The 11,170-nt window shown below is 58.2% G+C and carries 11 protein-coding genes; 9 read left to right on the top strand and 2 right to left on the bottom strand.

Annotated elements, in window-relative coordinates; translation table 11 throughout:
• Nucleotides 1-27 precede the first annotated feature (27 nt).
• The 6 genes from AC3IX1_RS18875 to AC3IX1_RS18850 are packed head-to-tail and all read left to right on the top strand — an operon-like array spanning nt 28 to nt 6,784.
• The gene (locus tag AC3IX1_RS18875; RefSeq protein ID WP_489385347.1) at nt 28-1,110 is read left to right on the top strand and encodes a glycosyltransferase; all 1,083 of its coding nucleotides are present in this window, start codon (nt 28-30) and stop codon (nt 1,108-1,110) included.
• 15 nt (nt 1,111-1,125) lie between these two features.
• The gene (locus AC3IX1_RS18870; RefSeq protein WP_489385346.1) at nt 1,126-2,238 is read left to right on the top strand and encodes a polysaccharide pyruvyl transferase family protein; all 1,113 of its coding nucleotides are present in this window, start codon (nt 1,126-1,128) and stop codon (nt 2,236-2,238) included.
• The gene (locus AC3IX1_RS18865; RefSeq protein WP_489385345.1) at nt 2,235-3,464 is read left to right on the top strand and encodes an MATE family efflux transporter; all 1,230 of its coding nucleotides are present in this window, start codon (nt 2,235-2,237) and stop codon (nt 3,462-3,464) included. Before AC3IX1_RS18870 ends, AC3IX1_RS18865 begins: the two co-directional genes overlap by 4 nt.
• On the top strand, nt 3,455-4,558 hold the full coding sequence (locus tag AC3IX1_RS18860) for a hypothetical protein (protein ID WP_489385344.1): 1,104 nt from the start codon (nt 3,455-3,457) through the stop codon (nt 4,556-4,558). The genes AC3IX1_RS18865 and AC3IX1_RS18860 overlap by 10 nt, the downstream gene beginning before the upstream one ends.
• A 12-nt stretch (nt 4,559-4,570) precedes the next feature.
• Entirely contained in the window at nt 4,571-5,608 is a 1,038-nt protein-coding gene (locus AC3IX1_RS18855; RefSeq protein ID WP_489385343.1) for an acyltransferase family protein, read from the top strand.
• Between the two features lie 27 nt (nt 5,609-5,635).
• Entirely contained in the window at nt 5,636-6,784 is a 1,149-nt protein-coding gene (locus AC3IX1_RS18850; protein ID WP_489385342.1) for an SGNH/GDSL hydrolase family protein, read from the top strand.
• Between the two features lie 4 nt (nt 6,785-6,788).
• Here the strand turns inward: AC3IX1_RS18850 and AC3IX1_RS18845 are convergent, their stop codons facing one another.
• Nucleotides 6,789-7,199 carry a mannose-1-phosphate guanylyltransferase gene (locus tag AC3IX1_RS18845; protein WP_489385341.1) on the bottom strand — a complete coding sequence of 137 codons (411 nt, stop codon included), beginning with the start codon at nt 7,197-7,199 and terminating at the stop codon, nt 6,789-6,791.
• A gap of 47 nt (nt 7,200-7,246) precedes the next feature.
• Nucleotides 7,247-8,080 (bottom strand): UTP--glucose-1-phosphate uridylyltransferase GalU, encoded by an 834-nt coding sequence (galU, locus tag AC3IX1_RS18840; RefSeq protein ID WP_489385340.1) that lies wholly within the window; start codon nt 8,078-8,080, stop codon nt 7,247-7,249.
• Between the two features lie 390 nt (nt 8,081-8,470).
• On the opposite strand from galU, the gene galE reads away from it, so the two are divergent.
• The 3 genes from galE (at nt 8,471) to AC3IX1_RS18825 (ending at nt 11,162) form a co-directional block, all read left to right on the top strand.
• A complete protein-coding gene (gene galE / locus AC3IX1_RS18835) occupies nt 8,471-9,487 on the top strand; it encodes a UDP-glucose 4-epimerase GalE (protein ID WP_489385339.1) in 1,017 nt (338 codons plus the stop codon).
• Between the two features lie 232 nt (nt 9,488-9,719).
• Nucleotides 9,720-9,956 carry a hypothetical protein gene (locus tag AC3IX1_RS18830; protein WP_046038091.1) on the top strand — a complete coding sequence of 79 codons (237 nt, stop codon included), beginning with the start codon at nt 9,720-9,722 and terminating at the stop codon, nt 9,954-9,956.
• Nucleotides 9,957-10,046: 90 nt separating this feature from the next.
• Nucleotides 10,047-11,162: a polysaccharide biosynthesis/export family protein gene (locus AC3IX1_RS18825; RefSeq protein ID WP_489385338.1), complete on the top strand. Its 1,116-nt coding sequence runs from the start codon at nt 10,047-10,049 to the stop codon at nt 11,160-11,162.
• The last annotated feature ends 8 nt before the right edge of the window (nt 11,163-11,170 follow it).

Raw genomic sequence — 11,170 nt, 5'->3', positions numbered from 1 at the left:
TCCTTTCATGTTTGAAGTGGGTGAGTTGTGAAAAAAATACTGCACGTGGCAGAGACGATCAAAGGTGGCGTTGCGACGGTGATCCGCACGATTTCGGCTTCGCCCGAAGGCGACGCGGCAAACTATGAACTGGTCTATCTGGTCCCGCAGGATCAGGAAAAGGAACTGCACGGGATTGCCGGGCAACATATCCGCACCTTCGCCCGGACCGGACGCAATGTGCCGTCGTTGCTGCGCTTCGCCTGGCGACTGACCCAGGTGATGCTCAAGGAAAAACCCGATGTCGTGCATTTGCACAGCACCTTTTCCGGGGTTATCGGACGTTGCGTGTGCGTGCTGTTGCGACCTTGGCGCAAGCCGAAGGTCGTCTACTGCCCGCATGCTTTTTCGTTCCTGATGGAAAGCTCGCCGACCAAGCAGAAAGCCTACGCGTGGATCGAGCGGGTATTGCAGAAGGTCACCGACGTGATCATCTGTGTCAGCCAGTACGAGCTCGACAAAGCTGCGCGGTTCGGCATTGAGCGCAAGCGCATGAAGCTGATCTACAACGGCATTCATCACAAGGATGACGCGCCGAAAACCAGCAGTCCCGAGCCCATTCATCTGCTCTTCGTCGGCCGTCTCGATTATCAGAAAGGCTTCGACGTGCTGCTCAAGGCTTTCGCCAAAGTCCAGCGCAGCGACCTGAAGCTGACGGTGGTGGGCAGTGCCGTGAACGAGGATTCGGTCGAGTGCCCGCCGATGGAAGGGGTTGAATACCTGCCGTGGGTGACGCCGGGCGAAGTCCAGGCGCTGTACCGGAAAGCCGATGCGCTGATCGTCCCGAGTCGCTGGGAAGGCTTTGCCATGGTGCCGCTGGAAGGTATGGCCATGGGCTTGCCGGTGATTGCCAGCAACTGCACGTCGCTGCCCGAGTTGGTCACCAATGAGGTGTCCGGCTACGTCTTCCCCAGCGGGGATCACCAGGCGCTGGCCGATGTGCTGACGAAAATCCAGAAGCCGCGGTTGCTCGACCTTGGCAGCGAAGGGCGCAGCATCGTCCGCGAGCGCTTCAGCGCCGCGTTGATGATCCGCCAGACCTATGACCTGTATCGCGCCCCCACTTTTTAAGTAGAACTCAAGCATATGAACGTAACGATTTTGCATGGCTACAGTGCGTCCAACTCCGGTGACGGTCTGCTCGTGGATCTGGCCATTGCCCTGGTGCAGCGAAACTTTGGTGACGACACTTCGATCAGTGTCGTGGCCTCCGATCCAGAGTCCTTCAGTTACTTGCCACACCCGCGTTTTGACGCGCCGGTCATGGCGGCCAAGGGGCTGGGACGGGTCAAGCAAGCGGTGTTTCTCAACCAGTCCTACGTCGGTCTCGCTGACCTGCTGAAAAAAACCGATTTGATCGTCGGTGTCGGTGGCGGCTACATGCGCTCCAAAAGCGCCTTCGAACACATCAAGCTGAAACTGGGCCACGCCAAGCAACTGGAAACCGCGATCCTCAGCAAAGTGCCGTCGGTGTACCTGCCGCAGAGCATCGGGCCGTTCCACGGCGAGAGCAGCAAGATCGTCGAGCATTACGCCAGCGCCGATGCGGTGTTCGTGCGTGACAACCGCTCATCGGCGATTTTCGATGCCTGTGAAAATGTCTACCGCGCGCCGGATCTGGCGGTGCAGTCATTGGCCAGCAAAATCCTCATGCAGCCCAAGTTCACCCGTTGCGCGTCTTCGCCGGCAACGGTGTGCGTGGTGCTGCGCAAACCGCCGGAGTGGAGCAAGGAAAAGAAGGTCGCTTATGTGGCCAATCTGAAGTTGCTGCTGCAGCGCTTGAAGAACAAAAGCAAAGTGGTTTGCGCGGTCCAGAGCGCCGTTCGCGGCAATGATGACGGTGCGTTCTATCGCGAATTGGGCATTACCGAAGACCTGCTGCCGCTGAAGGCGACGCTGGCCAAATATCAGCCGGACCTGGTGATTTCCGTGCGCCTGCACGGCGCCATCGAATCGCTGCTGTCCGGCGTTCCGGCATATCACATCAGCTATGAGCGCAAAGGCTTTGGCGCCTATCAGGACATGGGCGTGGAAGACTGGGTGATCAACGGCGGCGACATTAATGTCGACACCATCATCGACACGGTCTACGCACCGAACGCATTGTCCAGTTTCGGCAAACGCCTGACCGACACCTGCCGCGAGATCGAGGCGAAAACCGTGGCCATGGACGACATCATCAAAGGTATCGTTCGATGATATTTCGGCTACTGCTTCGCGGCGGGGCATTGGGCGCGAAGTTTTTGCTGGTGCTGGCGATCACCCATTTTCTCGGTTATGAGGCGCTGGGTTTTTACGGCGTGGTGGTCGCGGCGTCGTTGATCGCATCGAAGTTCTACAGCGTCGGTTTCAGTTCCGAAATCAATCGGCTGATCAGCGTCGGTGGCAGTTCGCGCCGGGTCGTCGACAAGGTCCTGCTGCTGTACCTGGCTGTGGGGCTGCTGTTGTCGGTGGCGACGGTGTTGGTTTATTCGCTGTTCCAGGACGTCGAGGCGACGACTGCGCTGATCCTGTGCGTGACGCTGGTTTTGCTCACTGAACACCTGTCGTTCGAAATCAACTCTTTCGTGTTTTCCGCGCAGAAAGCCACGGCGGGTGCGCTGCTGTTTTTCATCAAGACCGGCCTCTGGGCGCTGTTGGCGGTGGGCGGGATGATGCTCGGCTGGGTGTCCGGGATCGCCAGTGTGCTGTGGTTGTGGGTTGTGGCCAACGTGCTGGTGATCGTCGCCGGTTACCTGATTGTGGTGAACGTGCACAAGGGCCGGGTCAGTGGGACGCTGGCCACGGCGACCGTGTGGAAGGCCGGATTGCCGTTCTATCTCGGCACAGGGTTGATCGCGTTGAGTCAGTACGCCGAGCGCTTTCTGATCATCGACATCGAACCCTACGCCAGCCTTGGTAAATACGTGTACGCCTGGTCGGCGGCCAATACCTTGCAGGCGCTGTCCTATGCGGTGGTGGCGGTGGTCGGCATTCCGGTGCTCGCCAAGCGTTTTCAGGCTGATCAACAGCCGTTCACCGTCCGGCAGTTGTTCGTGAACAAATGGGTCATGCGCTCGCTGGTGGTGTCCGCCGCGGTGGCGGTGTTGATTTATCTGTTCTTCAATGTCGTGCTCGATTACGTCGCCACGAGTGTTCCTCGTCCGGACAACGCGATCCTCGGTGTGCTGATTTTTTCCTTCGCCCTGCGTGCCATTGGCGACATCGTCTGGGGCGGTTTGATTGCCTCGAAAAACAGTCGGGTGTCACTGGCCAGTGCGGCGATCTGCTTGTTGGTTTCGGTGCCGGTCAGCTACCTGCTGATCAAGCACTATTCGATCTACGGCGCTGCCTGGGGCAACGTCTTTGCGATCATCGTGCAGCTCGGTGTGATTGCCGTGTTGGCCCGAGTGACCCGGCCGAAAGGGGCTTTGGCATGGGGTTGAAGCTGCCACTGATCGAGTTTCGCGGCAGAAAACTCGATTCCTCGATTTCGTTCCTGATCCTGTTCACCGGGTTGTTTCTGTCGGTGGCCATGCCGCTGTTGGTCCCTCGCGATCCTGGCCCGGATGCCATGACCTTGTGGTCGTCCTACGCCCGTGCCGACAACTGCAATTTCTGGAACCCGTTCTCGCCGGATCGTTCTTCCTATGAGTGTTCGGCGTTCCTGCTGCGGCCCACCGGGATCAATCTGACCAATGCCTGGGCCTACGGCATGTTCTGCAATTTTTTCCTCACGGCGATTCCGGTGGTGGTCTTCCGGCGCATGCCGCTGACGATTTTCGGCACGCTGTGTCTATGGGGCATCGTTCGTTCGTTTTTCCTTGAAAACCTGACCAAGGAAATCATTGTTTCGGTGGCGGTGTTGAGCATTTTGCTCAGCTCTTTGACGCGCAAATATCGCGGCGGATTTTTCTTCTCGGCGGTGATCTACGGCGTGCTGATCCGACCCTACTGGATTCTGTTTTCACTGTCCTGGGTCGGCGTCTGCGTGATGAAAAAGTATGTCTCGCGCTTCACCTTTTTCCTGATGCTGTTCCTGTTCTACCTGGCGGTCGCCATGGCGATCCAGGTCGCGCTCGGGTTTCCGGTGTCGTCGATTCGTGCCAGCAACAACGAACTGCGCACGGCGGGTGAGGAGGGTTCCAAGTCGTTGATCGTGTCGTGGCTCAGCGGCAGCGACTTTGTCTCGCAGGCGCTGGACTCGATGATCATCTTCTTCCGGTTGTCGTTCCCGGTGGAGCTGATTCTGCTGTCGGGGCCGGGGCAGGTGATCTTCGTGGCGTTGATGATCATGACCGCGTTGCTGCTGTTCAAAGTCATCACCTCGACCGATTACAAAGGCGCGCCGATCCAGACCAAACCCAAGGAACTGATTGCGATTCCGCTGGCGTTTCTGCTGGTTCAAGGCCTGTTCGAGCCGGACTTCGGCTCCTTCGCCCGGCACTTCTCGATGGTGGTGCCGGTGTTGTTCGTTGGCCTGGGATTGATGTTGCGGGCGAACAAGCCGGTGCAAGTTGAATCAAGAATTCTGAATTGAGGCAGGTGCTTTATGTCGAGCAAGAAAAAGTCCCTGGAGATCGAAACCCTGCGTGGCCTGGCGTGCCTGCTGCTGGTGCTCTATCACGTGATCGGCCCGTTGGGCGGCGGCTTGAAAATAGACCTGGGCTCGCCGTTCCGGGTGATCGCCGACTCGATGGTGTATGTGCGGATGCCGCTGTTCACCTTCATTTCCGGCTACATCTACTCCATCTACAAAATCCGCGGCAATGACTTTTCGGCGTTCTTCTCCGGCAAGGTGCGACGACTGATCGTGCCGCTGTTTTGCGTGGGCGTGCCGTTCTCGGTGTTGCAGGCGGTGGGGCCGGGGGTGAACAAGGACGTCGGTGTGATCGACGCGTTGTTGTCGTTCTGGGTGCCGATCAACCACTTCTGGTTCCTGCAGGCGGTGTTCATCATTTTCATGTTCGTCGGTCTGCTGGAGTGGCGTGGTTTGCTGCGTTCGGCGACGCGCTTGTATCTGCTGTTTGCCTTTGCGGCGGTGTTGTTTTTGTTACCGCAGTTCAAGTTCGATGCGTTCGGCATTAATGGCGCGATCTACCTGCTACCGTTCTTTGTGGCGGGAATGATTGGCCAGGAAAATGTCGATGCAGTGAAGCAACGGTTCAAGGTGATCGGGCCGTTAGTGTTTGTGTTGATCTCGCTGACGCTGCTGTACGTGGCGGCGATTGATCGCGAGTTGATCGTCGATCGCCGCAGCCTGATCGGTTTGACCGTGGGTTGCGTGTCCTGCATTGCGTTGCTGTCCAGTGACATGCGCTCGAAGTGGCTGACCTGGCTCGGCGGGTTTTCCTATGGGATCTTCCTGTTCCATGTGTTGTTTGCCGCCACTTCGCGGTTTGTCCTGGGGCGTTTGGGCGTGAAGGACGAAAGCCTGCTGGTGCTCGGTGGCTTGGCGTGTGGCTTGCTGGGGCCGGTGGTTCTATCGATGGTTTTCAGTCGATTCAACTTCACCTCCGTGCTGTTTCTGGGTGAGCGCGCGGCGGCTAGAAAAACGCCGGCAAACGCCGCCCCGGTACCACAAACCTGATGAGTGTCCGAGTGAAGGAAGCGATGCATGTTGGCAGTTGATGACGTCCAGCCTGTTGCGGCGTCAGTGGTCGAAGTCGGCGACGCTCGCGAACGGTTTGGCCAGTGGCGCGAAGGGAAGGGCGGGAAGGTCCTGTCCATCTCGGTAATCGGCGACAGCTACAGCGCTGGGCAGGATTTCTATCTGAACAAGCTGGTGCAGCGGCTGGCCGGGGAGACGGGTTTCGCCGGCCCCGGCTATGTCGGTTTCAACCATGGCGCGGCACTGGGCGGCACGCACTTCAAATACACCCGCAGCAGCGAAAAGTACTTCGGCGGTGACTGGCTGGTGTCCGGCCTCGGTCAGGCCAGCCCCGACAGCCGCACCCTTACCGGTCGGCCCGGGGCCTGGCTGGAGATCGATGCCAGCCCGACACCGGCCATCAACACGGCTGTCACCCAAGCGAAGCTGCTCTACCTCGGCAATGGTGAACCCAATGAGGTTCGCTACCGCTTTGCGCCGTCAGACACCTGGCAGCCATTGACGCTCGCAGGCTCAGGGGTTCAGGAAGTGCCACTGCCGAGCACATCGGCAGCGACAGACTGGGCGTTCCGGCTGGAAGTGGTGAAGGGTGCGCCAACGCTGTTTGGCCTGTGGATGAGCAACGATCAGGGCGGCGTGCGGGTATCCAAACTCGCGGCGTCCGGCGCGGCGTCCGCTGACTTCTACCACAACGACCCTCAGTGGCAGATGCAGTGGAAAGCGGCGGTGTCGAAGATTCCCGCCGACATCTACCTGATCATGCTGGGTGGCAACGACCAGGGTTTTGGCGTGAAGCCCGAGCAGTACCTCAAGAACATTCAGGGTTTGGTGGGGATGGTCCGCGAGATTCAACCGACAGCGAGCATCAACCTGATCCTGCGTCAGGACACGACGCGATCCAGCGCTTACCCGATGTCGGCCTATGCGCAAGTCCTGGAGCCCTGGGCACGCCAGGAACACCTCGGTTACGCCAATCTGCAGTGTGCGTTCGGCACCGACTTCAAGCGCTATGCCGCCACCATGATCGGCCCGGACAAGATTCATCCGGTTCCGGCCACGGGTGGGCGGGTGATTGCCGATTACTTCTATCGTCTTATTGTCGGTGGCACCAACGCGGTTTCGCCGCAGGACAGCTGCGGCGAAACCCGGTGGTAAACCTTCAAGCCTTTTCGAACGCGTCCACTTGATTCAGCAGCTCCGCAGTTTTTTGTGGCATCAACTGCGTAGCACAACGGGTCTCCACGTTGATGATGATGGCCGGGTCGTTGCAGCAAATGCGCACCCGGAATCGCCAGTCGCTGAAAATCACTTTCAGTCCATCGCGGTCATCGATTTCCAGCGCCTGCCCGCGGTAAAGCCTTTTCAGGTGAGCGAGGAGGGGATAGGGGTCGAGCATCGGCCGGCGGATGTCTCCGGAAGAGGGAAACATACCGATTCGTTCCACCAGTAGAGTGGGGCCGAGCCAGGACTCGTTGGCGCTCGGCAACCGCTGATGTCGCGACAACGAGGACATCACCCCGAGGTTGCCCACCTCCATTTCAATGTATGCCGAGAGCTTTTTGATGTTCATGGTTGGCCTGCCTGAATGAAGAGTGGGCGTCGGGTGCTGGAGCCGTCTTAGCGGCCCTTGAGGTACACGTTCTCGTAGCAGAAGTTGCTCGCCTGCAAGTAACCCTCGGCGTCGCCGCAATCGAAGCGCAATCCCTTGAACTTGTAGGCCAGCACGCAACCGTCCTGCGCCTGTTTCATCAGGGCGTCGGTGATCTGGATCTCGCCACCTTTGCCCGGTTGGGTGTCGGCGATCAGGTCGAAAATATCCGGCGTCAGAATGTAGCGGCCGATGATTGCCAGGTTCGACGGGGCGTCTTGCGGGGCAGGTTTTTCCACCATGTTGCTGACCCGATAGATCCCGTCGGCGATCGGCTCACCGGCGATCACGCCGTACTTGTGGGTCTGGTCGCGCGGGACTTCCTGGATGGCGACGATCGAGCAGCGGTATTTCTTGTAGAGCTGGATCATTTGCGTGAGGACGCCGTCACCTTCCAGGTTCAGGCACAGGTCGTCGGCCAGTACCACGGCAAATGGCTCATCGCCGATCAACGGGCGGCCACTGAGAATGGCGTGGCCCAGGCCCTTCATTTCCACCTGACGGGTGTAGGAGAAGGTGCAGGTGTCGATCAGTTCACGGGTGCCGGCCAGGAACTTCTCTTTCTCGGTGCCGCGAATCTGGTGCTCCAGCTCATAGCTGATGTCGAAGTGGTCTTCCAACGCACGCTTGCCCCGGCCGGTGACGATCGCCATGTGTTGCAGGCCGGCGTCCCGTGCCTCTTCGACGGCGTACTCGATCAATGGCTTGTTGACGATCGGCAGCATTTCCTTGGGCATGGCTTTGGTTGCCGGCAAGAAACGAGTGCCATAGCCGGCAGCGGGGAACAAACATTTACGAATCATAAAAGTATCCTGGACAGTCATGGAACACAGCCAACGGGTGCGCGCAATAACGAGTGATTGCAAGTTTCAATGTTTATTGAAGGCTTACTTTAATACCTGAGTATGGCCACTAGTGGCAAATAGCAATGTGCGGATAACGCGACAATGTTATGAGATGTCGGGTTGATAGTTGTTGGTTATTTTTAGTCGGTATCTGTTGATAGTGGTGCGTGCGTCGGAATGCTAATAAGTATCCCGCAATACAGTTTGGCCTGAAAAAATATTTATTGCCAGTCGTTGAACTAATTTTGTTTTTGGTTGTTGTCGCTCTTATTTGTGTGGCTCAGCACACAGCTTTAACAAGAGGGGCTTGACACGCAACTTCGCACTTTTCCCACTATGGACCGCGCTATGAAAATTCTGGTAACGGGTGGAGCTGGATATATCGGTTCGCACACCACGCTCGCGCTGCTTGAGGCAGGCTATGAAGTTGTTGTGCTGGATAATCTTTGCAACAGCAGCGATGCGGCATTGCACGCGGTGGAAGCCATTTGCGGCAAGAGTGCGCTGATGATTCGCGGCGATGTGTGCGATCGGGCCTTGCTGGACCGGATTTTCCAGCAGCATGCCATCGATGCCGTCCTGCACTTTGCCGGTCTCAAGGCCGTGGGCGAGAGCGTGCGCAAGCCGCTTGAGTATTACGAGACCAACGTCAGCGGCAGCATCACGTTGTGTCAGGCGATGGCCGCTGCCGGGGTGTTTCGCCTGGTGTTCAGTTCGTCGGCCACGGTCTACGGCGAGCCGGAGCAGATGCCGATCCGCGAGGATTTCCCCACGGGCAACCCGACCAATCCCTACGGTCAATCCAAGCTGATCGTCGAAAATGTGCTGCGCGACCTGAGCCTGGCCGAGCCGCGCTGGAGCATCGCGCTGTTGCGTTACTTCAACCCGATTGGCGCGCATGACAGCGGCCATCTGGGCGAAGACCCCAGTGGCATTCCGAATAACCTGGTGCCCTACATCAGCCAGGTGGCGGTTGGCAGCCTGCAAGAGTTGTCGATCTTCGGCAACGATTACCCCACGGTCGACGGCACCGGGGTACGCGACTACATCCACGTCGTGGACCTGGCGGACGGTCATCTCAAGGCCTTGCAGTCCATCGCCGGGCGTACCGGCATCCATACCTGGAACCTGGGCACGGGCGCTGGCTACAGCGTGTTGCAAGTGCTGCGGGCGTTCGAGCAGGCGTGCGGTCAGCCGGTGCCCTATCGAATGATGCCGCGTCGCTCGGGTGATATCGCCGAGAGCTGGGCCGACCCTTCCAAGGCGGAGAAAGAGCTGGGCTGGAAAGCCACGCGCAACTTGCAGGACATGGTCACGGATACCTGGCGCTGGCAATCGAATCACCCCAAAGGCTACCTGGGATGATGGCGTTTTAGCCTAATGTTATTTCCGGTCAGGTTGTTAGATATCGTCGGGAAAATACACTGGCTATGCCTTTTGCAAGCCCGTAGATATAAACCTGCCGTTCGACTTTTATCAGTTGGGTAAGACTGTGAAAGAACAACGGATCTTGTTCGCGCTTTTCGCGGACTTGAACTCTACCACCTCTAACGCACTACCCGATTTCGATCAGGTTGAATGTTAGAAAGGAGTTGATATGAAGAAAGTGATGGCAATTGCCCTGTTGACGATGTTGAGCAACTGGGCGTCCGCGGTAGAAGCGCCGCTTACAACTGCGACCAATGTATTGGGTAACGTGGCGGCGACTCAAGCCACTGCAGCCAGTACTGCAATGGTCGCCAGTGCTGTAGCGGCGTCCAACAGTGGTGGAAGTGCAAACGGCGGTACGACGGGTACGACAGGTACCACGGGTACAACCGGCACGCACAACTAACTGAAGCATCTGTTGGTGCAGTACAAGGTCGCCCGATGCAAATCGGGTGACTTTGTTTTTAGATTCGCCCTTGAATAGCGTAGTGCCATTATGACTCGTAGTTTTTCTCTTTTAATGTTGGCAAGCATCGCTTTACAAGGTTGCATGTTTTCCCCCGGCCAATACCTGAGCACCAGTGATATCACACGCCAGGGCGCCAGTGAGAGCAGCCGGGTCGAGCTCATTCCGATCACGCCCAAGCTCATCTCCATGAACAGGGCCATGCAAAAGCGTGAGTCCGTGCCGACGGAACTGTTGGCGGCCCCGGCCGAGTACCGCATCGGCAGTAACGATGTCCTGTACATCACGGTCTGGGATCACCCGGAGCTGACGGCACCCTCCGGCGCGCAACAGCAGATTGATGCCAACGGTCGCCTGGTCCGTGCCGATGGCACGCTCTACTACCCGTTTATCAAAGAGGTCCAGGCGGCCGGAAAAACCGTCCAGCAACTGCGATCGGACATCGAAGAAAGGCTGTCAGCCTTCATCGCGGACCCGCAAGTGGATGTCGCCGTGTTGCGCTTTTCCAGTCAGAAAGTCGTGGTGTCGGGCGCCGTTTCGAAGGCCGGTCCGCAAGCGATTTCCACCAACCCGCTGAGTGTGGTCGAGGCCCTCGGATCCGCCGGTATCGATACGGCGAGTGCCGACTTGTCCGGACTACTGCTGACGCGCAACGGCCGGGTCTATACGCTCAATCTCGACACGCTCAACCAGCCGGATTCCGAGTTACAGAATGTCTACCTCAAGGGTGGCGATCAGTTGTATCTGCCGTACAACGACAAAAAGCGCATCTACGTCATGGGTGAGGTCAACCAGCCCCGCGCACTGAGCTTCAAGACCGCCACCATGAACCTGTCCGATGTGCTGGGCTCGGTCGGCGGATTGAGTCAGACCACCTCCAACGGTAACGCCGTGTACGTGATCAGGGGTGTTGAAAACCTCGATGTGGAGCCGGCGAAGGTCTACCAGTTGCAAGCCGAATCACCGACCGCCATGGCGCTGGCCACGCACTTTGAAGTACGTCCCCAGGACGTTGTCTACGTAGGCCCTGCCAACGTGACTCGCTGGAATCGCTTCGTCAGCCAATTGGTGCCGTCGGCAGCGATTGTCGGTACGGGCGCTTCCGCGGCGAAGAACATGAGTGAAGTCAGCAGCAACAGTAATTAAGGCCGGGT

It is taken from the genome of Pseudomonas sp. KH_046_2, assembly GCF_057838985.1.
This window is presented reverse-complemented; position numbering and strand designations above follow the sequence as displayed.

Coding starts and splice junctions, on each gene's coding strand:
- AC3IX1_RS18870 (WP_489385346.1), top strand. CDS start 1,126: ATGAACGTAACGATTTTGCATGGCTACAGTGCGTCCAACTCCGGTGAC.
- AC3IX1_RS18865 (WP_489385345.1), top strand. CDS start 2,235: ATGATATTTCGGCTACTGCTTCGCGGCGGGGCATTGGGCGCGAAGTTT.
- AC3IX1_RS18860 (WP_489385344.1), top strand. CDS start 3,455: ATGGGGTTGAAGCTGCCACTGATCGAGTTTCGCGGCAGAAAACTCGAT.
- AC3IX1_RS18855 (WP_489385343.1), top strand. CDS start 4,571: ATGTCGAGCAAGAAAAAGTCCCTGGAGATCGAAACCCTGCGTGGCCTG.
- AC3IX1_RS18850 (WP_489385342.1), top strand. CDS start 5,636: ATGTTGGCAGTTGATGACGTCCAGCCTGTTGCGGCGTCAGTGGTCGAA.
- AC3IX1_RS18845 (WP_489385341.1), bottom strand. CDS start 7,199: ATGAACATCAAAAAGCTCTCGGCATACATTGAAATGGAGGTGGGCAAC.
- galU (WP_489385340.1), bottom strand. CDS start 8,080: ATGATTCGTAAATGTTTGTTCCCCGCTGCCGGCTATGGCACTCGTTTC.
- galE (WP_489385339.1), top strand. CDS start 8,471: ATGAAAATTCTGGTAACGGGTGGAGCTGGATATATCGGTTCGCACACC.
- AC3IX1_RS18830 (WP_046038091.1), top strand. CDS start 9,720: ATGAAGAAAGTGATGGCAATTGCCCTGTTGACGATGTTGAGCAACTGG.
- AC3IX1_RS18825 (WP_489385338.1), top strand. CDS start 10,047: ATGACTCGTAGTTTTTCTCTTTTAATGTTGGCAAGCATCGCTTTACAA.